This is a genomic window from Streptomyces sp. NBC_00400 (assembly GCF_036048035.1).
Taxonomy (GTDB): Bacteria; Actinomycetota; Actinomycetes; order Streptomycetales; family Streptomycetaceae; genus Streptomyces.
In genome coordinates, this window is the sequence record NZ_CP107940.1 from 4,755,946 (window position 1) to 4,782,920 (window position 26,975).

The 26,975-nt window shown below is 72.0% G+C and carries 24 protein-coding genes; 12 read left to right on the forward strand and 12 right to left on the reverse strand.

Features of this window, described 5'->3' with window-relative positions:
• The first annotated feature begins 110 nt into the window (after positions 1-110).
• Both OHS81_RS20840 and OHS81_RS20845 read left to right on the forward strand, forming a co-directional pair.
• Positions 111-1,304 (forward strand): acyl-CoA dehydrogenase family protein, encoded by a 1,194-nt coding sequence (locus OHS81_RS20840; protein ID WP_328386188.1) that lies wholly within the window; start codon positions 111-113, stop codon positions 1,302-1,304.
• Entirely contained in the window at positions 1,301-2,371 is a 1,071-nt protein-coding gene (locus OHS81_RS20845; protein ID WP_328386189.1) for a Zn-dependent alcohol dehydrogenase, read from the forward strand. The genes OHS81_RS20840 and OHS81_RS20845 overlap by 4 nt, the downstream gene beginning before the upstream one ends.
• A 110-nt stretch (positions 2,372-2,481) precedes the next feature.
• Here the strand turns inward: OHS81_RS20845 and OHS81_RS20850 are convergent, their stop codons facing one another.
• Together OHS81_RS20850 and OHS81_RS20855 are read right to left on the reverse strand one after the other, a co-directional pair.
• Positions 2,482-3,207 carry a dienelactone hydrolase family protein gene (locus OHS81_RS20850; RefSeq protein WP_328386190.1) on the reverse strand — a complete coding sequence of 242 codons (726 nt, stop codon included), beginning with the start codon at positions 3,205-3,207 and terminating at the stop codon, positions 2,482-2,484.
• 119 nt (positions 3,208-3,326) lie between these two features.
• Positions 3,327-3,941 (reverse strand): flavin reductase family protein, encoded by a 615-nt coding sequence (locus OHS81_RS20855; RefSeq protein WP_328391302.1) that lies wholly within the window; start codon positions 3,939-3,941, stop codon positions 3,327-3,329.
• A 221-nt stretch (positions 3,942-4,162) separates the two neighbouring features.
• Between OHS81_RS20855 and OHS81_RS20860 the strand changes: the two genes are divergently transcribed.
• Both OHS81_RS20860 and OHS81_RS20865 read left to right on the forward strand, forming a co-directional pair.
• Complete coding sequence (locus OHS81_RS20860; RefSeq protein ID WP_328386191.1) at positions 4,163-4,756, forward strand: RNA polymerase sigma factor; 594 nt, start codon at positions 4,163-4,165, stop codon at positions 4,754-4,756.
• Positions 4,757-4,764: 8 nt separating this feature from the next.
• Entirely contained in the window at positions 4,765-5,418 is a 654-nt protein-coding gene (locus OHS81_RS20865) for a hypothetical protein (RefSeq protein WP_328386192.1), read from the forward strand.
• Between the two features lie 94 nt (positions 5,419-5,512).
• Here the strand turns inward: OHS81_RS20865 and OHS81_RS20870 are convergent, their stop codons facing one another.
• The 3 genes from OHS81_RS20870 to OHS81_RS20880 form a co-directional block, all read right to left on the reverse strand.
• Positions 5,513-6,430, reverse strand: a complete 918-nt coding sequence (locus OHS81_RS20870; RefSeq protein ID WP_328386193.1) for an enoyl-CoA hydratase/isomerase family protein — start codon at positions 6,428-6,430, stop codon at positions 5,513-5,515.
• 148 nt (positions 6,431-6,578) lie between these two features.
• Positions 6,579-8,834 carry an acetate--CoA ligase family protein gene (locus OHS81_RS20875; RefSeq protein ID WP_328386194.1) on the reverse strand — a complete coding sequence of 752 codons (2,256 nt, stop codon included), beginning with the start codon at positions 8,832-8,834 and terminating at the stop codon, positions 6,579-6,581.
• 151 nt (positions 8,835-8,985) lie between these two features.
• Complete coding sequence (locus tag OHS81_RS20880; protein ID WP_328386195.1) at positions 8,986-10,050, reverse strand: aldo/keto reductase; 1,065 nt, start codon at positions 10,048-10,050, stop codon at positions 8,986-8,988.
• Positions 10,051-10,173: 123 nt separating this feature from the next.
• Here OHS81_RS20880 and OHS81_RS20885 point away from each other — a divergent pair, with 123 nt between their 5' ends.
• The 4 genes from OHS81_RS20885 to OHS81_RS20900 all read left to right on the forward strand — a co-directional run bounded on the left by OHS81_RS20885 (position 10,174) and on the right by OHS81_RS20900 (position 12,820).
• Positions 10,174-11,007 carry a helix-turn-helix transcriptional regulator gene (locus tag OHS81_RS20885; protein ID WP_328386196.1) on the forward strand — a complete coding sequence of 278 codons (834 nt, stop codon included), beginning with the start codon at positions 10,174-10,176 and terminating at the stop codon, positions 11,005-11,007.
• 154 nt (positions 11,008-11,161) lie between these two features.
• Complete coding sequence (locus tag OHS81_RS20890; RefSeq protein ID WP_328386197.1) at positions 11,162-11,563, forward strand: GNAT family N-acetyltransferase; 402 nt, start codon at positions 11,162-11,164, stop codon at positions 11,561-11,563.
• A gap of 113 nt (positions 11,564-11,676) precedes the next feature.
• Positions 11,677-12,150: a Zn-ribbon domain-containing OB-fold protein gene (locus tag OHS81_RS20895; RefSeq protein WP_328386198.1), complete on the forward strand. Its 474-nt coding sequence runs from the start codon at positions 11,677-11,679 to the stop codon at positions 12,148-12,150.
• 181 nt (positions 12,151-12,331) lie between these two features.
• Positions 12,332-12,820 (forward strand): GNAT family N-acetyltransferase, encoded by a 489-nt coding sequence (locus tag OHS81_RS20900; RefSeq protein ID WP_328386199.1) that lies wholly within the window; start codon positions 12,332-12,334, stop codon positions 12,818-12,820.
• Positions 12,821-12,848: 28 nt separating this feature from the next.
• Here OHS81_RS20900 and OHS81_RS20905 read toward each other — a convergent pair whose 3' ends face one another.
• Together OHS81_RS20905 and OHS81_RS20910 are read right to left on the reverse strand one after the other, a co-directional pair.
• On the reverse strand, positions 12,849-13,610 hold the full coding sequence (locus tag OHS81_RS20905) for a pyridoxine/pyridoxamine 5'-phosphate oxidase (protein ID WP_328386200.1): 762 nt from the start codon (positions 13,608-13,610) through the stop codon (positions 12,849-12,851).
• A 143-nt stretch (positions 13,611-13,753) separates the two neighbouring features.
• Positions 13,754-14,944, reverse strand: coding sequence for a thiolase C-terminal domain-containing protein (locus OHS81_RS20910; protein ID WP_328386201.1), 1,191 nt, complete (start codon positions 14,942-14,944; stop codon positions 13,754-13,756).
• A 704-nt stretch (positions 14,945-15,648) separates the two neighbouring features.
• On the opposite strand from OHS81_RS20910, the gene OHS81_RS20915 reads away from it, so the two are divergent.
• The 3 genes from OHS81_RS20915 to OHS81_RS20925 all read left to right on the forward strand — a co-directional run bounded on the left by OHS81_RS20915 (position 15,649) and on the right by OHS81_RS20925 (position 18,535).
• On the forward strand, positions 15,649-16,152 hold the full coding sequence (locus tag OHS81_RS20915) for an allene oxide cyclase barrel-like domain-containing protein (protein ID WP_328386202.1): 504 nt from the start codon (positions 15,649-15,651) through the stop codon (positions 16,150-16,152).
• Between the two features lie 335 nt (positions 16,153-16,487).
• On the forward strand, positions 16,488-18,068 hold the full coding sequence (locus tag OHS81_RS20920) for an acyl-CoA dehydrogenase family protein (RefSeq protein ID WP_328386203.1): 1,581 nt from the start codon (positions 16,488-16,490) through the stop codon (positions 18,066-18,068).
• On the forward strand, positions 18,068-18,535 hold the full coding sequence (locus OHS81_RS20925) for a nitroreductase family deazaflavin-dependent oxidoreductase (protein WP_328386204.1): 468 nt from the start codon (positions 18,068-18,070) through the stop codon (positions 18,533-18,535). Before OHS81_RS20920 ends, OHS81_RS20925 begins: the two co-directional genes overlap by 1 nt.
• Before the next feature lie 393 nt (positions 18,536-18,928).
• Here the strand turns inward: OHS81_RS20925 and OHS81_RS20930 are convergent, their stop codons facing one another.
• Positions 18,929-19,576, reverse strand: a complete 648-nt coding sequence (locus OHS81_RS20930; protein WP_328386205.1) for a TetR family transcriptional regulator — start codon at positions 19,574-19,576, stop codon at positions 18,929-18,931.
• Positions 19,577-20,545: 969 nt separating this feature from the next.
• Here OHS81_RS20930 and OHS81_RS20935 point away from each other — a divergent pair.
• Entirely contained in the window at positions 20,546-23,206 is a 2,661-nt protein-coding gene (locus OHS81_RS20935) for a serine/threonine-protein kinase (RefSeq protein ID WP_328386206.1), read from the forward strand.
• Positions 23,207-23,225: 19 nt separating this feature from the next.
• On the opposite strand, the gene OHS81_RS20940 is transcribed toward OHS81_RS20935, so the two are convergent.
• From OHS81_RS20940 to OHS81_RS20955, 4 genes are all read right to left on the reverse strand, one after another.
• A complete protein-coding gene (locus OHS81_RS20940; RefSeq protein ID WP_328386207.1) occupies positions 23,226-24,191 on the reverse strand; it encodes a hypothetical protein in 966 nt (321 codons plus the stop codon).
• 159 nt (positions 24,192-24,350) lie between these two features.
• Entirely contained in the window at positions 24,351-25,172 is an 822-nt protein-coding gene (locus tag OHS81_RS20945; RefSeq protein ID WP_328386208.1) for an enoyl-CoA hydratase/isomerase family protein, read from the reverse strand.
• Positions 25,169-25,651 (reverse strand): Zn-ribbon domain-containing OB-fold protein, encoded by a 483-nt coding sequence (locus OHS81_RS20950; protein ID WP_328391304.1) that lies wholly within the window; start codon positions 25,649-25,651, stop codon positions 25,169-25,171. Before OHS81_RS20950 ends, OHS81_RS20945 begins: the two co-directional genes overlap by 4 nt.
• A 162-nt stretch (positions 25,652-25,813) precedes the next feature.
• The gene (locus tag OHS81_RS20955) at positions 25,814-26,965 is read right to left on the reverse strand and encodes a lipid-transfer protein (RefSeq protein ID WP_328386209.1); all 1,152 of its coding nucleotides are present in this window, start codon (positions 26,963-26,965) and stop codon (positions 25,814-25,816) included.
• Positions 26,966-26,975: the final 10 nt, after the last annotated feature.

Sequence of the window (26,975 nt, forward strand, 5' to 3'; positions counted from 1 at the left end):
GCAGGGGTGTGGGACTGCTTCGCTTTACGTCCCACACCCCTGCCCCTCCGGCCCGTCACCTCCCGTGGGTGAGTAAGTGAAGGTGGTGGGGGCCGGTGTAGGAGGTCGTTGTGGACTTTGAGTTCGGGAGTGGGGACGAGGGGTTCCGGGCGGAGGCTCGTGAGTGGCTGGCGGGGCATCTCGTCGGGGCCTTCGCCGAGTTGGCGGGGTGTGGGGGGCCGGGGAGTGAGCACGAGGGGGGCGAGGGGCGGCGGGCGTGGGAGCGGGAGTTGGGGGCCGGTGGGTGGATCGGGCTCGGGTGGGAGGGGGGCGAGGGGGCGTATGGGAACCGTACGGCGAGCCTGACCCAGCAGGTGGTGTGGGCCGAGGAGTATGCGCGGGCCAGGGCGCCGGGGCGGGTGGGGCACATCGGGGAGAACCTGTTGGCGCCGACGCTGCTCGCGTACGGGGACGAGGCGCAGCGGCGGCGGTTTCTGCCGGCCATCGCCCGGGGGGAGGAGCTGTGGTGCCAGGGCTACAGCGAGCCGGACGCGGGGTCGGATCTGGCGGGGCTGCGGACGGTGGCGGTCCGGGACGGTGCCGGCTATCGCGTCAGCGGGCAGAAGATCTGGACGTCGCTGGCCGGCGAGGCCGACTGGTGCTTTGTGCTGGCGCGGACGGATCCGGCCGAGCGGCGCCATCGAGGGCTCTCGTTCCTGCTGGTGGCGATGGATCAGCCGGGGCGCATCGAGGTGCGGCCGATCCGGCAGATGTCGGGAACGGCGGAGTTCAACGAGGTGTTCTTCGACGGGGCGGTGGCCGGGCATGTGGTGGGCGGCGAGGGCGCGGGCTGGCGGGTGGCCATGGGGCTGCTCGCGCGGGAGCGCGGGGTGTCCACCCTCGTCCAGCAGATCGGGTTCGCGGCGGAGCTGGCCGAGGTCGTCGGGGAAGCGGTGCGCTGCGGTGCGCTGCGGGACCCGGTGCTGCGTGACCAGCTCGTCCGGCAGTGGGCCGAGTTGAAGGTCATGCGGTGGAACGCGCTGCGGACCCTGGGGGCGGCCGGGGACGCCGGTGCGCCGAGTGTGGCGAAGCTGCTGTGGGGTGGCTGGCACCAGCGGCTCGGGGAGCTGGCGATGCGGGTGCGCGGGGCCGCCGCGGCGCTGGGGCCCGCCGACTGGACCGCGCAGGCGCCGTACGAACTCGACGCGCTGCAGCGGCTGTTCCTGTTCACCCGGGCCGACACCCTCTACGGCGGCTCGGACGAGATCCAGCGCAACATCATCGCCGAGCGGGTGCTCGGCCTGCCCAGAGTGGAGCGGATATGAGGGGCGTCATCTTCGACGGCGAACAGCCCCGGGTCGTGGACGATCTGGAGGTGCGCGATCCGGGCCCGGGCGAGGTGCTGGTCGGTATCCGGGCCGCGGGGCTGTGCCACAGCGACCTGTCGGTGGTCGACGGGACCATTCCGTTCCCGGTGCCGGTGGTGCTGGGGCACGAGGGGGCGGGGGTGGTCGAGGCCGTGGGTGCGGGCGTCGGCCATGTGGTGCCCGGCGATCATGTCGCGCTGTCGACGCTGGCCAACTGCGGGGCGTGCGCGGAGTGTGACCGGGGGCGGCCGACGATGTGCCGACAGGCGATCGGGATGCCCCAGAAGCCGTTCCGGCGGGGCGAATCCGAGCTGTTCAGCTTCGCGTCGAACTCGGCGTTCGCGGAACGTACGGTCGTCAAGGCGGTGCAGGCGGTGAAGATCGCCGAGGACATTCCGCTGACGTCGGCCGCGCTGATCGGGTGCGGGGTGCTGACCGGGGTCGGGGCGGTGCTCAACCGGGCGAAGGTGGACCGGGGTGACTCGGTCGTGGTGATCGGGGCGGGCGGTATCGGCCTCAATGTCCTCCAGGGGGCACGGATCGCCGGGGCGTCGGTGATCGTGGCGGTGGACGCCAACCCGGCGAAGGAGGCGGTGGCGCGGCAGTTCGGGGCGACCCACTTCATCGACGCGTCGGCGGCGCCGGACGGCGTCAAGGCGGTGAAGGAGATCCTGCCGACCGGCGCCGACCATGCCTTCGAGTGCGTGGGCAGCACCCGGCTGATCCGGCAGGCCGTCGACCTGCTGGACCGGCACGGCCAGGCGGTGCTGCTCGGGGTGCCGCCGGCCACCGCGGAGGCCTCGTTCCGGGTGTCGTCGATGTATCTGGACAAGTCGATCCTGGGCTGCCGTTACGGGTCGGCCCGCCCGCAGCGGGACATCGCGCTCTACGCCCGGCTCTACCGTGAAGGGCGGCTGCTGCTCGACGAGTTGGTGACGAAGACGTATCCGGTGGAGGACTTCGCGAAAGCGGCGGACGACGCCCATCACGGGCGGGTGGCGCGGGCGGTGCTGACCTTCGGGTGAGGTGTGCTGACCGGCTCCGGCCCGGTCCTGATGAGCTCTGGTCCACGGCCACTCGTTCCGCCCGGGGGCGTGGATGAAGCGGCAGGCGTGAGCGTCCGGAGCCGGCCGGATCACTCCGTTACGGGCAGGCACTCGGCGAGCAGGGCGACGATGTCGCGCCAGGCTCGCTGCGCGTGCTGTGGGTGGTAGCCGACGCCGGGACGCACGGTGTGGTCGACCGGTGGGTGGTGAAAGGCGTGCAGCGCTCCGCCGTAGACCGCGAGGCGCCAGTCGACGCCCGCGGCCTGCATCTCGGCCGTGAACGCCTCCCGTTGCGCGGGCGGCATGATCGGGTCTTCCGACCCGACCCCGGCCCACACCGGGCAGCGGATGCGTGCCGCCTCGCCCGGCCGGCCCGTGGTCAGTGCGTTGACCGTCCCGATCGCGCGCAGGTTGACGCCGTGGCGCCCGAGTTCCAGCGCAATTGCACCCCCGGTGCCGTAGCCGACAGCGGCGATCCGGTCGGGGTCGGCCCGCGGTTCGGCACGCAACACGTCGAGCGCCGCGTGGCCGATACCCCGCATCCGGTCGGGGTCGGCGAGCAGCGGCATGCAACGGGCCAGCATCTCCTCGGGGTCGCCCAGATAGCGCCCGCCGTGGAGGTCGAAGGCCAGCGCCACGTATCCCAGCTCGGCCAGGGCATCGGCCCGGCGGCGCTCGACGTCGCTGAGCCCCGTCCCCTCGGGCCCGATCAGGACCGCGGGCCGGCGGCCGGCACCGGCGGGGAGCGCGAGGTGCCCGGTCATCGTGAGGGCGTCGGCCGGGTAGGTGACCGTACGCGTGGTGATCGTCGTCATGAGGCCGGACGGTAGTGACCGTCGGGCCCGGTCGGACCGGTGTTCACTGCGGGCGGACGGTGGGACCCCAGGTACCCGCCGCGCACCGGTGCTTCAGTGCGCCGCCACACCGGCCGCGGTCACCCGCGGAGCTGCCCGAAGGTGCCCCGGTGGAAGAGCAGCGGGCCGTCCTCGGCGGCGGCCGGGTCCGTACCGAGGGCTTCGACCCGGCCGACCACGATCAGGTGGTCGCCGCCGGTGTGCACGGCCTGGACCGTGCAGTCGATCCAGGCGGGAACGTCCGCCAGCCGAGGCGAGCCGGTCGCGGGGGCGGCCCCGTAGCGGACCCCGGCGAACTTGTCGCCGCCGCTGACCGCGAACCCCCGGCAGAGCTCGCCCTGTCCGGCGCCGAGGATGTTGACGCAGAACGCCCCGGCACGGGCGATCCGCGGCCAGGTCGTCGACGTACGCGCCACCATGAACGTCACCAGCGGCGGGTCGAGGGAGAGCGAGGCGAAGGACTGGCAGGCGAAACCGGCCGGCTCCGGCTCGCCGGGGGACGTGATGACCGTGACGCCGCTGGCGAAGTGCCCCAGGACCGAGCGGAATGCGGCCGGGTCCAAGGGGGCGCGCTCGTCGTCGCGTACGGCCCGCAGTGCGGGGCGCGGGCGTGGCCCGGCGGGTGCGGTGGCCGGTGCGGCGGCCGTGGTGGGCGCGCCGACGGAACGCAGGTACCGCACGGCCGTGGCCGCCATTGCAGCGTGTCCCATCATGCCTCTATTGAATCTGATGGATCGTCAGGTGTGAAGGTGTGCGGGGTGCCGGCCACCCACACGTGTGGTTTGCCGGGAGACCGGGGGCGATCTCGGGGGATTCGCGGGAGATTGGGGAGCAGATTCCTGATTGCGTGTCGATCGCACGGGTAGCGTCCACCTCGGCCGCGTCCGTAGCCGAACACGGGGGAGAGTTCCGGTACATGGCCGATGCGACACCGTCGTCAGCTTCGTCTGCCGCGTCACCACCCACCTTCGACGAGGTCTTCTGCGGGCTGTTGCCCCGGCTCTACCGACGGGCGGTGATGCTGGCCGGATCGAGACAGTCCGCGGAGGATGTGGTGCATGAGGCGTATCTCAAACTCGCCGCCCGTCCACAGCGCTTCCTCGCCCATCCGGAGCCGTACGCCTACGCCTTCACCGCCGTACTCAACGTCGCCCGGGACGCCTACCGCAAGGACCGGCGCCAGGTGCTGGTCGACGGGATGGACGGGGTCGAGGAATCCGGGGCGGGCGGGGCGGGCGGCGGCGGTGCGGGATCCGGTGTGGTCCCCGGCGGCTGGGACGGCGGGGTGGAGCGGCGGCAGGCCGAGATCGAAGCGGTGCGGCTGCTGGGGAAGCTGTCGCACCGGCAGGCCGGGATCGTCATCCTGGTCGACCTCGACGGCTACACCCTCGACCAGGCCGCGAAGATCATGAAGGTGCACCGTGGTACCGCCGCCCGCCATCGCGCCCGTGCGCTGGACAGGCTGCGCGCCTACCTCGTGGCATCGGAGCACGGGCAGGCGGGGAGGTGAGCGGCGCGGTGGGAGTGGGGCCACGGTACGACGGCGGTGCGGGCTCGGCGGGCGGCGGCCGGGACTTCGGCGGGGGCGGCCGGGGCGGCGGCGCCGGGGACGACGCCGAGGCGCTGCTGCGGGCGCGGCTGCGGCTCGCGGACGAACAGATCGAGACACCGCCCGGCCTGTGGGACCGCATCAGGGACTCCGGCACCGCTCCGGCGCCCGCCGTGGTCGCCCTGCCCCGGAGACGGCCGTACGCGGTCGCGCTCGTGGTGGCGGCGGCGGTGGCCGTGGTGGCGCTGGGGGTGTGGTGGCTGGTGCGTCCCGGGCCCGTCACGCTGCAGCCGGCGGGCCCGCCGCCGACGGTGAAGGTCACGGTCTACAACAGCGAACAGGCCTGCCGTACGGGCCGCTCCCTGGAATGCGCCCTACGGCTGGCCAGGGACCCGCGCGCCGAGTACGCCGCGCGCGGCAACTCCGCCGGCCGGGTCTGGCACGGCGATGACCTGGCCGCGCACTGCGTGGTGACCGACGGCCGGCTGGTCCGCGACGAAGTCGGCGTCACCTCCACCCGCTGGTATCTGGTCACCAGCGGGCAGGGGGTGCGGGGATGGCTGCCGGGGGTGCGGACACGGAACACCCGTGAGGTGCCGGAGTGTCCGGCGGGGCAGAAGTAGGCGGGGCGGTTGCCTGCGCGTCGGGCTCGGGGCTTCGGTCCCTGCATCTGGCGGATCCGGCTCGGTGCTTTGTTCCTGGCGTGTCCGGCTCGGGTCACCGTCCCCGGTAGGCCGGGTTGCGTCGCTGCACGAAGGAGGCGACCCCCTCCTGTGCGTCCGCCGTCGTCATGTTGATCTCCTGGGCAGTGGCCTCGGCGGCGAAGGCCGCGGCCCGGTCGGCGTCGAGCGAGGCATTGACCAGCGCTTTGGTCAGGGCCAGTGCCCGGGTCGGGCCCGCCGCCAGCCGCTCTGCCCACTCCCGGGCCGTCTTCGCCAGCTCGCCGTCCGGGACCACGCGGTTGACCAGTCCCAGCCGGGCTGCCTCGGCGGCCGGTACGGCGTCGCCGAAGAACATCAGCTCCTTGGCACGCTGTGGGCCGATCAGCCGGGGCAGGAGGTAGGCGCCGCCGCCGTCCGGGACCAGGCCGCGGCGTACGAACACCTCGATGAAGGAAGCCGATTCGGCAGCCAGTACCAGATCGCAGGCGAGTGCGAGATGGGCGCCGAGCCCGGCCGCGGTGCCGTTGACGGCGGCGATGACCGGCTTCTCGCAGTCCAGCACCGCCGCGATGAGCCGCTGGGCGCCGTCGCGGATCATCCGGGCGACATCGCCGGCGACCCGTTCGCCCGACGACGGCGATCCACGGAGATCCGCGCCCGCACAGAAGCCCCGGCCGGTCGCGGTGAGGACCACGGCCCGTACGTCCGGGTCGGCGGAGGCCTCGGCGAGCCGTGCGATGAGGTGTTCGCGCTGCTCACGGGTGAGGGCGTTCATTGCCTCCGGCCGGTTGAGGGTGATCCACGAGACGCCGTTGTCAGTGGCGTGCAGTATCAAGGAATCGACGGGGGCCGCGCGGTCGGGGGGACCGACACGGGCGGTGCCGTCGGCCGGCCGGCTGGGCCCGGCGGGCTCGACGCGGTCTGCGGGCCCGGCGGCGGGGGGAACGGAAGCGGGGGACGGTGAGGGCGTCATGGGGGAACGGCTCCCAAGGGTGCGGTCGTGGTGTGGACGGCGGGCCGCGGCGTGGCGGGTGCGGGTGCGGGTGCGGCGGCGGTGGCAGTGGCCGTTACGCCTGCGTCTGAGTCTGTGCTTGCGCCCGCGGTTGCGGTTGCGTGGGCGGTCAGGGACAGATGGCCAGCGCGTCGAGGGCCACGGCGCCCTCCCCGCGTGGCAGGACCACCAGCGGATTGATGTCCAACTCCGCCAGCTGACCGTCGAGTTCGAGCGCCATCCGCTGCACCCTGAGCACGACCTCGACCAGCGCATCGATATCCGCGGGCGGTGCGCCGCGTACACCGTCCAGGAGGGCGCGGCCGCGGAGCTCGCCGAGCATCGCGCGCGCCTGGTCCTCACCGAAGGGCGGGATGCCCACCGCAACGTCCTGCAGGACCTCCACGAGCACCCCGCCGAGGCCGACCGTGACCGTCGGCCCGAAGAGGCTGTCGTGGGTGATGCCGACGACCGTCTCGACGCCTCGCTCGATCATCTGGCAGACCAGTACACCGTCCAGCGGGATGTCCTCGTAACGGGCGATGTCGGTGAGCTCGCGGTACGCGTCCCTGATCTGGCTGGCCGAGGTCAGTCCGACCTTGACCAGGCCGAGTTCGGTCTTGTGCGCCAGCTGCGGCCCGGAAGCCTTCATCACCACGGGGTAGCCGACCAGGCTCGCCGACCGTACGGCCGCCGCCGCGCTGGTCACCAGCTGTTCGCGCGGGACCCGGATGCCGTAGGCGCGCAGCAGCTGCTTGGCCGCGTGCTCGCTGAGCGGCTCGCCCGGGCGCATCAGGGCCTGTGCCTTGCGCGCGGACGGGGACGGGATGCGGGGGGCGTCCTCGAAGGGGGAGCGGTAGCCGGCCGTGAAGCGGTGGTGGTCCAGATAGGCGCGGACGGCGGTGATGCAGTTGGCGAAGGTGCGGAAGGTCGCCACCCGCGAGGAGCCGAGGAGGGTGCTGCGATAGGCGTCCTCGGTGCCGACCGGCGAGCCCCACACCACACACACCAGCTTGTCGGTCTGCTCCGCCGCATCCACCAGATCCCGGGCGAGCTTGTCGCTCATGGGCGGGAAGGGGCCGGTGATCGGGCAGATCAGCACGCCGATGGACGGGTCGGCCAGGATCGCGTCGATGATCTTGCGGCCGCGCCAGTCGCCGACCGGGTGCCCGCCGTTGTCGACCGGATTGGCGACGCTCAGGTAGTCCGGTATCCACTGGTGCAGCTCGGCCTGCTTTGCCTCACCGAGGGTGGGCAGCGACAACCCCGCGGCCGTCGCCAGGTCGGAGAAGTGGGCGCCGGTGCCCCCGGAGATCGAATAGACGGCTACGCCCTCCGCGGTGGGCTTCTTGGCGCGGGCCAGCAGCGCCGCGGTGTCCTGCAGCTCGTCGAGCCCGTCCACCCGGATGACGCCGAACTGCCGCATCGCCGCGTCCACGACGCTGTCGGCGCCGGTGAGCTTGCCGGTGTGCGAGAGGGCCGTGCGGGCGCCGGTCTCGGTGCGTCCGACCTTGACGGCGACGACGGGCACCCGGTGGCGGGCGGCGCGGTCGGCGGCCAGCAGGAAGCTGCGGCCGTCCTTGAGGCCTTCCACGTACGCGGCGATGGCGCCCACCTCGGGGCGGGTGGCGAAGTAGGAGAGGAAGTCGGCGGTCTCCAGATCGGCCTCGTTGCCGGTGGGGGCCCAGTGCGAGAGGCGGATGCCCAGTTCCTGAAGGCTGAAGACGGGGCGGCCCTGGTGGCCTGACTGCGTGATCAGGGCGATGGCCGGACCGTCCAGGTCCTCGCGGAACCGCTCGAAGGCGTTGAGGTTGGTGTTCGGCCCGAGCAGCCGCAGACCGGAGCGCTCGACGACCTCGGCCAGCCGGGCCTGGGCGGCCGCGCCGCGTTCGCCGGTCTCGGCGAATCCGGAGGCGAAGGCCACGGCGAACTTCACCTTGGCCGCTCCGAGTTGTTCGATGACCGGAAGGGGGTCGCCGACGAGGAGTACGGCGAGGTCGACGGTCTCCGGCAGCTCGGCGACGGCCGCGTGGCAAGGCCGCCCGAAGACCTGGACGCGTCCCGGATTGACGAGGTGGAGCCGGGCGCCGACGCGCTCCGCCCAGGCGATCAGCTGGCGGGTGATCCCCGTGTTGGGGCGGCCCTCGCTGTCCGAGGCGCCGATCACGGCCACGGACTCGGGCCGGAAGAACCGGTCCAGGTCGAGAGCCGGGGCGTGCAGCGGGCGCCCGCTGACATCGCGGTCGATCACCCCGGCGCCCTGTCCGCCGTCGCCGGGGTGCGGTTCACTGATGCCGTGGACGGTATGTGGTGGTTGCTCCCCACAGGCCATGACGCGGGCCGGCCGGGAGTGAGTGGTGAGGGTGCCGTGAGTCGATCCAAGCATCGCAGACGCCCGCTCCTGTGTGAGGCCTCTCGTTCTCATAACTGACGCATAGTCAGATTACTGAACTGACGCCACGTCAGGAATGGGTGTGCACGGTAAAGCTTGCGGGTGCGGGGCTCGTGCGGGGCTCGTGCGGGGCTCGTGTGGGGCCTCAGCGGCGGGTTTCGACCTTCAGGTCGCCGTGGGTCACCCCGCGCATCCTGTCGCCGGCGAGCATGCTGTGCGGAAAGCCGAGCTCGATCGCTCCGGCCTCGTCGAGGCGGGCCAGCTGGGAGGCCGTGAAGCCGACCTCCAGGGCGCCCAGATTGTCCTCCAGCTGTGCGAGAGTGCGGGCGCCGATGAGCGATGCCGTCACACCCGCATTCCGCAGGGTCCAGGCCAGCGCGACCTGGGCGGTGGTGCGGCCCAGCTCCGTGGCGACCTCCTTCACGACATCAGCGATGTCCACGTTGCGTTCGGTGAGCGCGCCGTTGGCGATGTTGACATTCCTACGGGTGCCGTCGTTGACCGCGGCGCTCGTCGCGGTCAGGTCGTCGCGGCTGTACTTGCCGGTGAGCACCCCGCCGGCCAGCGGCGAGTACGGCACCACGCCCAAACCCATCTCGCGTGCCATGGGGATCAGGTCACGTTCCCCCGTACGCTCGGTCAGGTTGTATTCGATCTGCAGCGCGACCAGCGGCGACCAGCCGCGCAGGTCGGCGATGGCCTGCATGCGCGACACCTGCCAGGCCGGGGCGTTGGAGATCGCCACGTACAAGACCTTGCCCTGCCGGACCAGATCGTCCATGCCGCGCAGGATCTCCTCGACCGGTGTCGTGAAATCCCACACGTGCAGGTAGAGCAGATCGATGTAGTCCGTATGCAGCTGTCGCAGACTGGCTTCCACCGACGCGAACAGACTCTTGCGGTGCGGGCCCCCGGAATTCGGATCGCCGGGCCGCCGCAGCGTCGTGTATTTCGTTGCCAGCACCAGGCTTTCGCGGTTGTCACGGGCGAATTCGCCCAGCAGACGCTCGGAGCTGCCCTGGGTGTAGGTGCTGGCGGTGTCGATGAAGTTGCCGCCGCGCTCGACGTAGAGGTCGAACAGCTTGCGTGCCTCGTCCTGCTCGGCGCCCCAGCCCCACTCGGTGCCGAAGGTCGCCGTGCCCAGCGCCAGCGGTGAGACCCGCAGCCCGGAGCGGCCCAGCAGCCGGTAGGTGTCGAGGGTGAGCGACATCGTGTCCTCCTGTGCTTGTGCTCGTGATCCGTTGTCGAGAACAAGTCTGTGACCGCCGCGAGCCGGGGATAAGGGAAAGAAGTTCCTGGGAACGCCAGTCCTACCCTGGTTGTTGGATCGGACATGACGACCCGCACCGTGGACACGACACAGGAGCTGGCCGCGTTCCTGCGGACCCGGCGCGAACGCCTGGACCCGCACGATTTCGGCCTGCCGTCGCGTCGGCAGGCCCGCCGGACCCCGGGCTTGCGCCGTGAGGAGGTCGCCGAACTGGCCGGCGTCAGCACCGACTACATCGTGCGGCTGGAACAGGGCCGCGGGCTGCGGCCCTCGGTGAACGTGGTGGAGGCGCTGGCCCGGGCGCTGCGCCTGGCCCCCGACGAACGCGCCTACCTCTTCAACCTGGCCCAGCAGCGCCCCCGCAATGCCGACAAGCCCGCCACCACTGCAGCACCGCCGTTGGCCCGGCTGGTCGCTGACCTGTCGCCGCTGCCGGCCATGCTGATGAACCACCGCTACGACATCCTGGCCTGGAACGACGAAATGTCGAGGCTGCTACTGGATTTCGACACCCTGCCACCGCCGCAGCGCAACGCGATGTGGCTGTGTCTGATGCATCCGGAGATGCGTGAGTTCTATGTCGACCGCGAACGCGTGGTGCGGGAGGGGATCGCCCACCTGCGCGCTGCGTGGGCCGCGCATCCGGAGGACCAGGCATTGACCGGCCTCATTGCCGAATGCGCCACCCGTGACGAGAACTTCGCGCGACTGTGGGCCGAGCGGGACATCAAGGTCAACGGCCGCGGGCGCAAGGTGATACGGCATCCTGACGTCGGTGTGCTCGCAGTGCACTTCGAAGTGCTCACGCCACTTCAAGACCCGGACCACCGGTTGGTGATCTACCGCGCCGCGGACGAGGAGAGCCGGTCGGCATGGGACCGGTTGTGTGCAGGGTGAGGTGTTCCGGACCCGCCGGAAGGCCTTCGACCACCTTGGCATCCGGCTGTCCGAGCAGATCGTGCACGGGGTCACCAGATACTGCACGAATGCCCCTTACGTCATATTCGTGAGATTGCCACAGTTTGGCGACCTGCGCTGCGATGCTCGGGCCATGTCTTCGACGTCTGACACGAACCCCTGGCCCGCCGGCATCAGCACGTCCAGGCTCCTGCTGCGTCCCGCTGAGCCCACCGACGTGCAGGAGTTCACGCGGCTCTGGACGGATCCCGAGGTCCGGCGCTTCCTCGGCGGGCCGTTAGCCGAGCAGGAGCTTCGCTTCTACCGGCAGCATTTCGCGCATCGGCCGAACCTGTTCACGGTGACCACGCGGGAGGGCGCGACCGTCGTCGGCTCTGTGGTGATCGATCCGGCGTCCCGGTTCGACGACCGGCGGGAGGTGTCCTATGGGCTCCTGCCCGAACACTGGGGACAGGGGTACGCCCGGGAAGCCGTGGCCGCCGTCGTCTGGTGGATTGTGCCGGTCCCCTTGCGCACCGAGTTCTGTATCGGCTGAACTGACGTATCGTCAGATGTGGTGGGAGTGGAACGGGTGGGGGTGCTCGCGTAATGGCCGGGACTGCTGGGACGAGAGGGACGCAGGGTGCCGTGCCGCGTGGTGCGCGGAGTGTGGTGCAGAGCGCGGCGCGTTTCGATCTGCCGGAGGTGGATGCCTTCACCAGGCCGTACTGGGACGCGGCGGCCGAAGGGCGGCTGCTGCTGCGTCGCTGCCGGGCGGAGGGGTGCGGGGCGGCGCATCACTACCCGCGTGAGTTCTGCCCGTACTGCTGGAGCGAGGATGTCGGCTGGGTACCGGCCGCCGGACGCGCCGCTCTCTATACCTGGTCCGTCGTGCACCGTAACGATCTCCCGCCGTTCGGCGAGCGGGTTCCGTACGTCGCGGCCGTGGTCGATCTCGTCGAAGGCCCCCGGATGATGACCGAGATCACCGACTGTCCGGAGTCGGAACTGCGGATCGGGATGCCGCTTGCGGTGCACTTCCGTCGTGAGGGGCAGGGGCAGGGGCAGGGGGATGGCGGGGGCGAAGGTGAGGGTGAGGGTGTGGGCGGGGGGATTGCCATCCCTGTCTTCCGGCCCGCGTGATGCCGGCGCGCCCCTGAGTCCCCGCCCCTCGCCTGAGTCCCCGCCCCTGGCCTCTGGGTTCGCGCGTCGCCGTCCCTGAGCCCCCGGACGCGGTCCCTGGGCCCGCGCGTCCCCGTGCCGCCGTTCAGGGCCGCGGCGAATTCCGGTGGCGGGCCCGCCGGGTCCGCGGGATGCTGTGGCCGTGTTGATTCGTGAGGCGACCGCGGGTGACTGGCCCGCCATCTGGCCCTTCCTCCACGCCATCGTGGCGGCCGGGGAGACCTATACCTACCCGCGGGACCTCGATGAGGCGGCGGCCCGCGAGATGTGGATGCTGACAGCGCCCGGCCGCACGGTCGTCGCCGTCGACGAGTCCGGCACGGTGCTCGGTACGGCCAAGATGAACCCCAACCACATGGGCGGCGCCGCGCATATCGCCGGTGCGAGCTTCATGGTCGATCCGCAGTGCGGCGGACGCGGCGTCGGCCGGGCTCTGGGGGAGCACGTACTGGCCTGGGCCCGCGCCGAGGGCTATCGCGCGATGCAGTTCAACGCCGTCGTGGAGACCAACACCGGCGCCGTCGCCCTCTGGGAATCCCTGGGCTTCCGGATCATGACGACCCTCCCCGAGGGATTCCTGCACCCCGCCAAGGGCTATGTGGGGCTGCACATCATGTATCGGCAGCTGTGAGGGAGAGCCGGCCGGCTCGCTGCGTGGCTCATGGCCAGAGCAGTTCCTTCCGCCAGCCGTCGGCCTCGTAGCGGTAGTGGAGACGTACATGACGGCGCTGGGCATCGCCCTGAAAGAACTCGACCTCCTCGGCGCGCAGCACATACAGCGTCCAGCTCGGCACCGGCGCCTCCGGCTCGCGACGGGCGTGCTCCCACGCGGCCTCCGAGGCGCGCGCCAGCTCCGCCGTCGAGCCGAGCACCTCGCTCTGCCGGCCGACCAGCGCCGCGGCCAGCGCACCCGCGGAACGACGGTGCAGATCGGCCGCGCTCTCCTCGGGACCCGCCGCGGTCACCGACCCCCGCACCCGCACCTGACGGCCGACCGCCGCCCAGTAGAAACCGAGCGCCGCCCGCGGCCGTACGGCCAGTTCGCGGCCCTTGCGGCTGCCGCGATGTGAGGCGAAGTGCCAGCCGCGCTCATCGGCGTCGTGCAGCATCAGGGTCCGTACGGAGGGGGCACCGGCCGCGTCCGCCGTGGCGAGCGTCATGGTGTGGGGCTCGGGGACACCGGCCTCGGCGGCCTCCCGCAACCACTGCCGGAACAGCGGCAGCGGGTCGTCCGGTGCTGCGGTCACGTCGAACGCCGGCAGTTCGACGTCCCAGACCCGCAGCCCGCGCAGCAGTTCCCGGAACGCACGGGCCTCCGCGGCCTCTCCAGTGCCCCCGGCGTCCGCGGCGTCGGAGTGGTGCGCGGTGGCGCCGGCGGGAACGGCATCCGGCGTGTGCCGGTACCCGGGCTGATCAGTCATGTCAGGCAGCGTACGCGGGCCGTGCGGCGGCCGGAGCGGGACCGGCGGCACCGACCGTAGCGGATAGTGCCGGATGGTTCTTGAGCGTGATCGCGTTGGCTCCACGCTGAATGTCCTCGGCGAGGGAACTCACCGCCCTTGCCCTAGCCCCGCCCCAGCACCACCGTTCCCGACGAACAGAACCAGCCGCCCGTGCCCGAGGCGACCGCAAGCTGGGGCAAGGCGCCGCCGGGTTTGCGTACCTGGCGGTCCGGGCCGGCCTCGCCGCGGAGCTGGCGTACCGCCTCGACCAGCAGGAACAGGCCGCGCATGCCGGGATGGCAGGCGGCCAGCCCACCCCCGTCGGTATTGACCGGCAATTCCCCGTCCCGCAGCAGCCGCCCCTTCCCGACGAAGGCGCCGCCCTCGCCCTTGGCGCAGAAGCCCAGGTCCTCCAGCGTCACCAGGGTCATATAGGTGAAGGCGTCGTAGAGCTCGGCGAGGTCGATCTCGGAGGGGCGGACACCGGCGCGTTCGAAGGCCAGCCGGCCGGAGACCGCCGCGGGCGAGACGGTGAAGTCGTCCCACTCCGACATGGTGGTGTGCGAGACCGAGGTGCCGGAACCGAGCACCCATACCGGGGGCTTGGCGAGGTCCTGGACGTAGTCCTCGGCGACGAGCAGAACCGCGCAGCCGCCATCGGAGCGGATACAGCAGTGCAGTTTGGTGAACGGGTCGGCGATCACCGGGCCGGAAAGGACCTCGTCGACGGTGATCGGGTCGCGGTACATGGCGTCCGGGTTGGCCGCCGCATTGGCGCGCGCCTGGACGGCTATCTGGGCCAACTGCTCCAGGGTGGTGCCGTATTGGTGCATATGGCGGCGTGCCGCCATGGCGTATTTGGCGATCAGGGTGTGCCCGTAGGGGACCTCGAACTGGAGCGGGCCGCGGGACCCGAAGGAGAGGTTCGCGGTACGGCGCCCGGCCCTGATGTCGGCGCGGGCGGTGGAACCGTAGACGAGGAGTACGGCGCCCGCGTGGCCGGCGGCGATCGCGTCGGCGGCATGTGCGGCCAGCACTTCCCAGGTGGATCCGCCCACCGAGGTCGAGTCGACCCAGGTGGGGCGCAGTCCGAGGTATTCGGCGACTTCGACGGGGGCGAGGGTGCCCAGACCGGCCGAGGCGAAGCCGTCGATCAGCGAACGGTCCAGGCCGCTGTCGGCGAGTGCCCGGCGGGCGGCCTGGGCGTGCAGGGCGTACGGGGTGGCCTCGTCCACGCGCCCGCAGTCGGACAGGGCCACTCCGGCGACGGCGACCTTGCGTTTTCCGTAACGGTAACGGGTCCCTGGAGTCATGAATCTGACGGTACATCAGGTTTGGGAGGGCGGGCAGGGTGCGGCGAAGGGCAAGGGTGAGGCGGAGGCGAGGGCGAGGGTGAGGCGCCGGACGTCCCGGTCGGGGCGGCCTGCGGGTCCATCCGGCGGGGTCGGCGGGGGCCGCCAGGGATCGTCAGGGGCCGGCAGCAAGCTGCCCCGGGAAGGTGGCGTGGAGTGATTATCGGAGAATCGGAGATAATCGCTCGGTCTATCCAGGCTTTCCCGGGGCGGGTATTCTCCATTCGCTGTGTGGATTTCACCGGTCCGATTGTGGCCGGCTGACTGCTCGCTGTTGCCCATGCGGTGGAGCAGACATTTCCGTATGCGGGATAAGAGAATCCTGCACGCCTCGGGGAGTGTCATGTTCGCCTTTATCTTCGCCCCCTCCTTCGTTGCCGCCTTTGTCTTCGGCCTCGCCTTTGCGCAGCGAGGGCTGACGCCTGTGCGGGCCTGCGGTGCCGGAATGCCGATCTCCCGGCGCGCACCTTCCTCCTGACCGGCCGGTTGGCGGGCCGCGCGGACGGGTCGGCGGGCCGGGCGGGCCGTCCGGGTCGGCGGAATTTCCTGGGGGTGGGGCGCCGTCGCGCCCTCCAGCCGTCCGCGTGATATCGGACCGGAAGAAGTTATTTCAACTCATGGCAAATGGTCAGTGAATTCCCCTTCCAGTCTCACAGGAGAAAACCGTGCGTCACTTCAAGCATGTCGCCCTGAGTGCGGTCACCGGATTTGCCGCCCTCCTTTTCTGTGCACCTTCGGCATCGGCATCCACCGGCAGTGGCCCCGGGCCCAATCCCCCGGGAGAGGAGGTCTTCCAGCTGGTCGCGAAGCAGACTCAGGGCGGCCTCGTCGATGTGGACGGGTCGGGCGGGCCGAGCCTGGGGGACGAATTCGTCGTCAGCGGCGATCTCCTCCGTGGCAGCAGCGCGGTCGGCACCTACAGCGAGATCTGCACGCTGACCCGATTCGATCCCGTTGATCAGTTCGACCTGCAGTGCGCGGCCGATCTGTCGCTCCCCCAGGGGCAGCTCACCGTGCAAGGACGGTTCAACGTCACCACCGCCGGTCCCGGCAACATCGATCTGGCGATCACCGGGGGTACGGGCCGCTACCGCACGGCTCACGGCTATATCCACGCCGTCAATGTCAGCAACACGGAAACGCACTTCACGGTCCACCTCATCCTCTGACGGGAGGGCGATACCTCGCCTTCGCCCTCGTCCTCGCCTTCGCCCTCGTCCTCGCCTTCGTCCTCGTCCTCGCCCTCGCCCGCGGCTTCGGCCGCACGGCGAGGGCGAGTGCCGTCAGGGGGCGCCGTCACCGGCTCTCGACATGGGCTCCCTGGGCTCTGGCCCTCGTGAGCCGTGAAGAGCGCGCGCACCAGGGGCCCGACGACTTGCGAACTCGCCCTAGGAAAGTGCACCCCCCGTCCCTACTATGACGGCCCGTCAGATCAATAGCGGGAGTGAGCCAGCCAGCCCGTCGGACCGGACGGGGGGTGCCGCACGGCCGGGAGGAGCCCGCGATGGATGCCGCGTTCACCGAGGAGCAGCACGAAATCCGCCGCACCCTGCGCGAACTGCTGCTCAAACACTGTGGTCCGGACCAGGTCAAGGCGGCGGTGCGCACCCCGCCCGGCTATGACGCACAGGTGTGGCACCGGCTCGCCGCCGAGCTCGGCCTGCCCGGTCTGGCGCTGCCCGCTGCCTACGGCGGGGTGGACTGCGGGCCCACCGAACTCGCCCTGGCCTGCGAGGAGACCGGTCGCGCCGTTCTTCCCTCGCCGCTGATCGCCACCGCCGCGCTGGCCGCGCCACTGATCCTCGCGCTGGGCAGCGAACGCCAGTGCAGCGCGCTGCTGCCGGGCCTCGCCACCGGGGAGCTGACCGGAACGCTCGCCGTACCGGCCGGGCAGCTGGCCACCGCACTGGGGCTGGCCGGGCCGAATGACGGCGACTGGGCGGGCGGCGGCCGGGCCGGCGGGGTCCAGGCGCGGAGGCAGGACGGGACGTGGCGGCTGTACGGGGAGGCCGGGCAGGTGCTGAACGGCCACAGCGCGGAAGTGCTGGTGGTGGCCGCACACGCCGGTGGGTTCGCGCGCAGCCGTACCCTGCTCTTTCTCGTGCGGGCGGCGGCACTCGGCCCGGCGGCCCGGCCGCACAGCCGGCCCGCGCCCGCCGAGGGGGCAGGCGCGCCCGGTACGACCGGTCTGCTGCGGATCCGGCAGACCGCGCTGGACGAGACCCGTCCGCTGGCACGCCTCGAACTGCGTGATGTGCCGGCCGAGTTGCTCGGGGACGTGGACGGGGAGGGCTACCCGTACGGGGAGGAGGGCGGCGACGGGACGGCGGTGGCCGCCGCGCTCGCCGCGACCGGGGTGACGGCGGCCGCGGTGCTGGCCGCCGAGGCGGTCGGGGCGGCCGACGTGGCGCTGGCCCGTACCGTCGCCTACGTCCGGGAGCGCGAGCAGTTCGGCCGGCCCATCGGCTCCTTCCAAGCGGTGCAGCACCGGCTCGCCGATCTGTATGTGACGCTGCAGGCGGCGCGCTCGGCGGCGTACTACGCGGCCTGGGCGGCGGGCGGCGGACGGGCCGGGGGCCGGGGCGCCCCGGGGCCGTACGGAGTGGCCGAGCCCGGTGCAGCCGAGCCCGGTGCGGCAGCGTCCGGTATGGCCCGGCCGGGTGGGGATCGGCCGGGTGTGGTCCGGCCCGGTGCGGCCGAGCCCGGTGTGGGGGCGCTGGCGTTGGCGCAGGCGCTGGAGGCGTTGCGTGCGGTGGCGGCCGAGGCCGTGCAACTGCACGGCGGCATCGGCTTCACCTGGGAGCACGAGGCGCATCTGTACTTCAAGCGTGCGGCCGGCGATGAACTGCTGCTGGGGCCCGTACACCGGCTCCGGGCACGGGCCGCCGAGGAGGCGGGGCTGTTCACGGGCGGGGTGGGGGAGGCCGGCGCAAGCGGAGGGGGCAGCGGTGACCGCGGGGCCGGGGGGAGCGGAGGGCAGCTCAGCGGTAGCCGTGGGACGGGTGGAAACGGGGGGACACCCGTGCGCCGGGGTGCCGGAGATGTGCCGGCGGGAGCTGGTACGACAGAGGCGGTGGAGGCCTGATGCCGCGGGGCGAGCGATGGCTCCAGAAAGTCTCCGCGACCCGCACGTTCGCCCGGATCGCGCCGCACGTCATCCCCGCTCTGGACCGTGCGGTGCACCGGCTGACCCGCGGAAAGGTGCTGCTCAGCGCCCGGATGCTGCCCGGTGTGGTGTTGACCGCGACCGGGGCCAGGAGCGGGCTGCCGCGGCGTACTCCGCTGGCGTGCCTGCCGGAGGAGGGCGGCTGGCTGCTGATCGGCAGCAATTTCGGGCGGCCGGGGCATCCGGCCTGGACCGGCAATCTGCTGAAGAACCCGGAGGCCGAGGTGAGTTGGCGCGGCCGGGACATCCCGGTGCGGGCCCGGCTCCTCACCGGTGAGGAACGGGCGCAGGCCTGGCGGGCGGCGCTGGCGTTCTGGCCGCCGTACGCCACGTACCAGGCGCGGGTGGCGCGGGAGATCCGGCTCTTCCGGCTGGAGCGGCGGTGAGCCGGCCGGTGCGCAGCGGGGCTTCCCTCTTGCCTATTTGCCCATCCGTCGGGCCCTTGCCCATCCGTCGGGCCCTTGCCCATCCGTCGGGCCCTTGCCCATCCGCTGAGCCTCGGTCGACCGCTTCGCCGTGCCCGGGCCTCTTCGCCTCGCCCGCCTGCTTCACCTCGCCCCTCCGTTTCCCCATGCACACAGCGGGCGTCGCGGCGGACCCCTGAGGGGCCGCGCGACGCCCGCTGTGTGTGCGGTACAGCTATGGCAGGACGGATACAGGACAGACGGCGAACCACCCGATATCTCCGGGACTTCGAGGCGCGGCAGTCGCGACAGCAGCTTCTGTGGCCGCTTCCTCTTCCTCGGTGCCTTCTCGGTGGCTTCGCTATGCGCTCTTCGCTATTTGGCCGGCTTCTTGCCGGTGACGCCGAGGTGCACCAGCAGCGCCAGATTGGGCTTGAGCTCGGCCTGCTTCACGCCCCAGCTCTGGAAACCCTTCTGGTGCCCGGCGACCGCCGCCAGCATCGCGACAAGTGAGCCGGCCATCGCGGGCGCACTCACGTCCTTGTCGACCTTGCCCTTGCTCTGCAGTTCCTTGATCGAATCCGTAAGGGAGTTGGTGACGGCATTGAGGATCTTCATGCGGATCTTGTAGAACCGCTTGTCGCCTTCGGCCGCGCCCAGGTCGATCACGCGCAAAATCGCGTCGTGCTTCCGCCAGAAGGAGAGGAAGCCCTCGACCAGATCCTCCGCCGCCTGCCATGCGGACTTGCCCACCCAGGAGCGTCCGGCGACAAGATCGGTCAGAGTGGCGCCTTCTTTGGCCATCTCCTCGGCGATTTCCAGGACGGCACCCTCGACGTCCGGGAAGTACTGGTAGAACGTTGCGGGTGAAGTCCCCGCTTTTCGGGCTACATCGATGACCTTGACGTCCCGGTAGGGGGACGAACTGAGCATTTCACTGAGGCAGTCCAGAAGCTTTTGCCGCGTCGCCTGTCCGCGGCGGCCGGCAACTCTGCCGTCGACGGTTCGAACTTGTCCTGTCATGCCGTCAGCTTACCGAGGGGTGATCGGAGCGCGATTTGGCTGCCTGCAAATGGGGATGGGGGAGTTCGGGGTGCGTAGCCCCCGTGAGTGTGCTGGTGGCGGGCCCGCCCGTGGCCGTGTCCCGTGCCGCCCCGCTTGGTCCGAACCGGTGAAGAGTGTTATCAACAGGCTGTGGACAACTTTGGTGGATAAGTGGTCACCGTCCGTGCGGCAAGTGTCCCGCGATGGCCGTCAGTTGAACATTGGCTCTGCCGCTCCCGCGTCCGCGGGCTCCGGCGAAATCGGTCGCGTGTGCGAATTCCCGGCGGGTGAATCGCACAAAACGGCGCTAGCTTGGACATCTGGCCGCCACGGCGGCCGGCTCTCCGGCCTGCCCGGATGCCTGATACGGCGCCACGCCAGGTGTCATGACACCGAAATGACCTTCGAACGCGCAGAATTGAGCCGTGGAGCCGGGAACGACGACGGGGGCGGGCATGACCGGGACGGGGGATGGTGTGACCGGTGGGGGCGGCGTGACTGGTCGGGGACGGGTGTGCGCAGTCAGAGGGGCCGCATGGTTACGGCCGCCGCGGCCACCGGGCGTCCGGGAGGGCGAACCGCTTCTCCGGTGGTCGCGTCAAACGGAGTGGTGAACGTCCGTACTTCGGGCGGTGTCGCGCACGGTGGATCGGTAACTTGCCGGTAACCCGCTCGGTAACCACTCGTCAAGGGACGTATCGCAGCACGTCAGGCGTGGTTGGGTTACATCGGGTAACGGGCACGGTGGGGGCCGCGGAGGGCATGCCGTGACACGGCGGACAGGCCCCGGGTTCGCAACCGTCGGCCCGGCCAGGAACAATCAGCACGCGTACGGCCGTTTCGACAGTCCTCGCCGCAGGCGGGGAGACGCTGCACGGGGCAGTGGCTCTCGGCGGCTCGTGGCTTTGGAGAGTCTCTTTTTACGCCCCACGGGGAGGTGGCAGGCAAGTGGTGGAGCAGCTGAAGCAGCTGACGCAGCACGATCCCCGGCGGATCGGCCCGTTCGAGGTGCTCGGCCGTCTCGGGGCCGGCGGCATGGGACTGGTCTATCTGGCGCGCTCGGCGTCCGGCCGGCGCGTGGCGATCAAGACGGTGCGTACCGAGCTCGCCGAGGACCAGCTGTTCCGGGTCCGCTTCACACGCGAGGTCGAGGCGGCCCGCGTGGTCAGCGGTTTCTACACGGCCGCGGTGGTGGACGCCGATCCGCGCGCGGCGGTGCCCTGGCTCGCGACGGCCTATGTCCCCGCGCCCTCCCTCGAGGAAATAGTCAATGAGTGCGGGCCGCTCCCGGCCCAGGCGGTGCGGTGGCTGGCGGCCGGGATCGCCGAGGCGCTGCAGTCCATCCACGGCGCGGGCCTGGTGCACCGTGACCTGAAACCGTCGAATGTGCTGGTCGTCGAGGACGGCCCCCGGGTGATCGACTTCGGGATCGCCTCCGGGGTGTCCAACACCCGGCTGACGATGACCAACGTCGCCGTGGGCACACCCGCCTATATGTCGCCCGAGCAGGCCCGTGACTCGCGCAGCGTGACGGGCGCGAGCGATGTCTTCTCTCTCGGCTCGACGCTGGTCTTCGCCGCCACCGGGCATGCGCCGTTCCATGGGGCCAACCCCGTCGAGACCGTCTTCATGCTGCTGCGTGAGGGGCCCGACCTGGCCGGGCTGCCGGACGAACTGCGTCCGCTGATGGAGTCCTGTATGCAGATGGAGGCCGGCCAGCGGCCGTCCCCCGCCGATCTGCAGTCCCAGCTCGCACCGCATCTCTTCGGCTCCGGCAGCGATGACAGCGGCACCGCCTCGGCCTGGCTGCCGCCCGGAGCGGTGGCGCTCATCGAAGGCCGCCGCGGCGGCCGCTCCACCGTGGCGAACGGCGGTCAGCGGGCCGGCTCCGGGCGCAGCACCGGCCGTGCGGCGCCGCCCGTACCGTCGTCCCCGCCCGCGGCGCCTCCGGTGCCCGCAGCGCAGCCGGCCCAGGTACCGCCGCGGCCGGAGAGCGCACCGGTCGGCGCGGAGTCCGGCTGGCCCGGCCATATCGGCGCGGGCCCCGGTGCGCACCGGGGCACCGACCCGCGCGGTGGCAACCCCGGCCCGATGCCGCAGCCCGCGGCGCTCGGCCCGGACGTCTCGACGGCCCGGGTGACCCCGGTCTCCGCGGCCCCGCCGTCGTCCGCCGCTTCGCCGTCCCCCGCCGCCGCCCTGTCCGCCCCGCCGCCGGCCGTCTCCGGGGACGGTGCGGCCGGTCCCGTACACCTGGGTGGCTCGCCCGCTCCGATAGGGCCGGGGCCGCGCGCCGACGCCCCGGGCCCGCAGCCGCGTGGGCAGGCCGGCGCCGCGACGAACTGGGTACGGCCGCCCGGTACCGGGCCCGTGACCGGTGTGCCGGCGCAGGGCCCGGCCGGCGGTGCCATGGCCGTGGAGAGCCCGGCCCGTGGCGAGGCCGCGCCGCCCCCGCCGCCCGAGGCGCCGCCCGCCGAGCCCGGCCGCTGGCGCCCCTGGCGGTTCCGGATGTCGAACGATGTGTGGGGCACCCCCGCCGTCGCCGACGACCTGCTGTACGTCACGTCCTTCGAGGTGCATGCGCTCGATGTGGCCAGCGGGCGCCGCAAGTTCAAGACCCGTGACGTCGCCTGGGCGATGGCGGTCGCGGACGGCCGGATCCATGCCTCGGACGGCCCGAGCCTGTACGCGCTGAACGCCGACGACGGCGCCGAGCGCTGGCGGCTGCACACCGAGGGCTGGGTCTACGCCCTCCAGGTCGACCGCGGGACCGTGGTCACCAGCACCCGGGGCGGCGGAGTCCAGGCCTGGGAGGCGGCCACCGGCGAACGGCTGTGGGAGATCGGTGGCGTCCAGACCGACTTCGAGACCGCCGAGGCCGCACCCGTGGTGCACGACGGCACGGTCTTCGTCTGGGCCGACGCACGGCTGAAGGCGCTGGAGGCGCGGACCGGCGCCGAGCGCTGGTCGTACCCGGTGGGCGACGCCGCGTCCTGCGGCGGGGTGCCGGTACGGCTGCTGCCCGCGTCGGACGGCGTGGTCTACGTCGTGGCCGGCACCCGGGTGCTGGCGATCGACATCGCCCGCGGCGATGTGCGCTGGCACTTCGAGGCGCCCGCGGTGTTCCTGAGCCCGCCCGCCTTCGCCCCCGGCCCGGCCGTCACCGGCGGCGGGGTCTACCTGGCGGACTACCTCGGCACGGTCTACGCGCTGGACCCGGCGGACGGCCGCGACCGCTGGCGGATCGCCACCGAGGCGCGGCAGTCCACCGAACCGGTGCTGGTCGCCCATGGCGCGGTCCACCTGGGCAGCGGTAAGGCGCTCTACACACTGGACGCGGTGACCGGCACCCCGCGCTGGCGGTTCCAGGCCGGCGCGGAGGTCGTCGGCGCACCGGTCGTCGCGGAGGGCCGGGTCCACTTCGGCTCGGCCGACCACTGCCTCTACACGCTCGACGCGATGGGCGGCCAGCTGCGCTGGAAGCTGGCGACCGGCGGCGAGATCACCGGCTCGCCGGTGGCGGTCGGCGGTGTGGTGTACGCCTGCAGCAAGGACCGCTGTGTGTACGCGCTGGACGCGGCCAAGGGGACGGGGCTGGCGCGGCGGGCGTGAGTTCGCCGTGTCCGGCCCTCTACTCCCGGTCCTCCGGGGGCTGTTCGGTCCCCTCGGAGGTCCCGGGCTGCCCGGGTTGCCCGGGCTTCCCGTGTTGGGAGGGGCCCGGTGGCTGCCGTTGCTCCTTGCCCCACTCCACGGGAGGCGTGGGGGGCTGCTGATGGGCCGGCATGGTCGGCGGTGGCGCCTGCGGGGGTGGCTGCTGTGGCTGTTGCTGTGATGGTGGCTGAGGCGGGGGCGGCTGCTGGTGCTGCGCGGGCGGTGGTGGCGGAGGTGTGACCGGCAGGGGAGAGGTGGGGGTGTCCTCGTACGGGCCGGGGGCGCCGTGGCCGGGTCGGCCGGGCGCCGCGGGGCCCGCCGGGTGGCCGGCAGGACCGGGGCCGGGGCCGGTCGGGTACGGCTCGGGGTTCCACTCCTCGGCCCCCGGGCGGCCCGCGTCCCATGGCTCGGGTGTCCCCGGGGGGTAGGGCGTGTACGGGTCGTAGGGCGCGCGCCGGCCGTAGGGGTCGTCGTGCGCGGAGGGGCCGTAGCGCCCGTCGTCGTACTGCCGGTCGTCATAGCCGCGGCCACGGACCCGTCGGCCGCGGCCGCGCATGACCAGGGCGCCGAGCAGCAGCAGTGCGCCGCCGCCCAGTGCGCTGGCCACGCCGATCCCGAGGCCACGGGCCCCGGCCGTCAGCTCGCTGGTGGCCTGCCCCTGGCGGACCATCCACAGGATCGTGAAACCGAGTACCACCAGGCCCGCGACGGTGATCAGCGCCCGCGAACACAGGGCAACTCCGATCAGGGTCAGCAGGGCGGCGAACGCCATGGGCAGGAGGACGGAGCCGAAGAGCGCGGCGCCGTTGCGGGTGATGCCGTTGAAGAGGTCTTCGATCCGCACGTCGCTGCCGTGACGGCCGTCGTACCAGGGACGGAAGGGGCTCCATACGGCGGCCGCCGCTCCGGCGAGGGCGATCAGCGACCCCAAAACGTTGCGCACCACGGGCGTCGCCTCGCTTCGAGTCGTCCGGTCATCCTCCGTGACCGACGCTACGCCGGACCCTCTGCGCTCGCGAGAGAAGTACGTCTGAGAGAAGTACGTCTGAGAGAAGTACGCCCGCGAGAAGTCTGTGGAGGGGAAATGCGCCCGTGGGCGTAAGGGTCATCTGACCAGTGGCCCGCTGTCCTGGCCGTCGTCCCGCTCGCCGTCCCTCCCGCCCTCCTGGCCGCCATGGCGCGTGCGGGCGGCGAACAGCGCGGCCTGGCGGTCCTGGGGCAGATTGCCCAGCGCGATCAGCTGGGGGGCGTGCGCCAGGGCCTGTGTCCTGGCCGCCTCCTTGGCCGCCCACAGGGCGCGTACGGTGCCCTGGACCGGCCCGGTCGGCTGGGCGGCGAGCACGGCCGCGCGGCGCAGCGCCACCTCGGCCGCGGCGCCGGGTGCGGTCAGCTCGGAGACCAGCCCGATCTCGTACGCGCGGGCCGCGCCCAGCCGCTCCGCGGTCCCCATCAGGGCCATCCGGGCGATCTCCCCCAGGGGCATCCGCTGCGCCATGAGGATGGCCTCGTACGCGCTGACCATCCCGTAGGTGGTGTGCGGGTCGAAGAAGGTGGAGTTCTCGGAGGCGATGAGGAAATCGGCCTCGCCCAGGAGGTAGAAGGCGCCGCCGCAGGCCATTCCGTCGACGGCGGCGATGACCGGCTTCCACAGGTCGTTGGCCTTCGGGCCGATGTGGAGCAGCGGGTCGTCGATGCAGTAGGGCGAGGGCGGCTGGGGGACGTCGGCGGCGGAGCGGTCGAGGCCGGTGGTGAACGCCCGGCCGCCGGCGCCGGTGACCACCGCGGCCCGTACGGCGTCGTCGAAGCGGAACGCCTGCCAGGTGGCGGCGAGTTCGGCGGCCATGCCGAGGTCGATGGCGTTGTGCCGCTCGGGCCGGTCGAGGGTGACCAGGGCGACCCCGTCCGTGGTCCGGGTGCGGATCGTCATGGGCGCTCCAGGAGCCAGCGGGGGACGGTCACGCCTCCCGGCATGGTGTGGAAGGCGGCCTTCACCGGGGCGCCGATGCGCAGCCGTGCCGGTTCGACGGAGTTGAGGGGGGCGTCGGCGTCGGCGACGAGGTTGCCGACCAGGCGGATGTGCGGGGCGTCGGCCAGCTCCACGACGATCGCGTTGTAGCCCGGCAGGGCGGCGTACGCCGGCAGCAGCGGCGGGTGCGGCAGCACATAGGACCAGATACGGCCGCGGCCGCTCATCCGCTGCCAGTGCGCGGCGAACGACTGGCAGTGCGGACAGCAGGGCCGGGGCGGGAAGCGCAGTTCGTCGCAGCCGGAGCAGGCCTGGATGCGCAGTTCACCCTTGGCGGCGTACTCCCAGAAGGGCGCCCCGTCGTCATCGGCGACGGGAAGCAGCAGGTCGGCGGCGCTGTCGGGCCGGTTGTCAGTGGCGGGTGTCACGATCGGGGACATGGCATCGCGAACGGCCTCGGCGGGCTCGGCGGACTCCGCTGAGGGGGCCGAGGGGGCCGACGCGACGGACTCAGCCGGATGGCCCGGCTCGGCGGAGGGGGCGGACACGGTGGACTCGACGGGCACAGCGGATTCGACGGCGTCACGGGCGCTCATGGCGTATCAACTCCTCAGCAGCAGGGCCGAGGTGGGGACGCCCTCGCCCGCGGTGACCAGGCAGGTGGCGGCGCCGGGGACCTGCGCGGTGCTGGTGCCGCGCAGTTGCCTGACGCCTTCGGTGATGAGGTTGAAACCGTGGACGTACGCCTCGGAGAGGCCGCCGCCGCCGGTGTTGAGGGGGAGCCGGCCGCCGATCTCCAGCGCGCCGCCCTCGGTGAAGGCCGCTCCCTCGCCGCGCCCGCAGAAGCCGTATCCCTCCAGGGAGAGGGGGATCAGGGGGGTGAAGGCGTCATAGATCTGTGCCACGTCGACGTCCTGCGGCCCGAGGTCGGCGCCCTTCCACAGCTGCCGGGCGGCGGTCCAGGCGGGGCCGGTGAGCGGGTCGTCGTTCCAGTAGTTGACCATGCCGTGGTGCTGGGCGGGCAGGCCCTGGGCGGCGGAGTGGACGTAGACGGGCCGCTGCCGGCAGTCGCGGGCCCGCTCGGCACCGACCACGACACAGGCCAGCGCGCCGTCCGTCTCCAGGCAGTTGTCGAAGAGGCAGAGCGGCTCGCTGATCCAGCGGGCGGTCATGTACATCTCGCGGGTCAGCGGGCGCTCGTACATCATCGCGGCCGGGTTCTGGTTGGCGCGGTTGCGGCAGGCGAGCGCGACGTTGAAGAGGTGGTCACGGGTGGCGCCGTATTCGTGCATATAGCGGCGGGCCAGCATGCCGATCTCGTCGGCGGGGCGCAGCAGCCCGAAGGGGCGGGTCCACTGTCCCGGGGTGGGCAGCTGGACCTGGGTGTTCTTCCAGGGGCGCGGTCCCGAACCGCGCTTGCGGGACCGCCAGGCCACGCCGACGCTCGCCTGTCCGGTGGCGATGGCGGCGGCCAGATGGGCCACCGTCGCGCAGGAACCGCCGCCGCCGTAACCGACCTTGGAGAAGTGGGTGACGTCCCCGGCGCCGATGGCCTTGGCTATCTCGACCTCGTCGGTCTCCTCCATGGTGTAGGAGGCGAAGGCGTCCACCTCCGAGGGGGCGATTCCGGCGTCGTCCAGCGCCGCGACGATCGCTTGGCAGGCCAAGGTCTTCTCGGAGGCAGGGAGTTGTTTGGCAAACGGTGTCTGGCCGATGCCGGCTATCGCCGTAGCGTCCTTGAGGGTCGCCCCCATCGCCACCTCC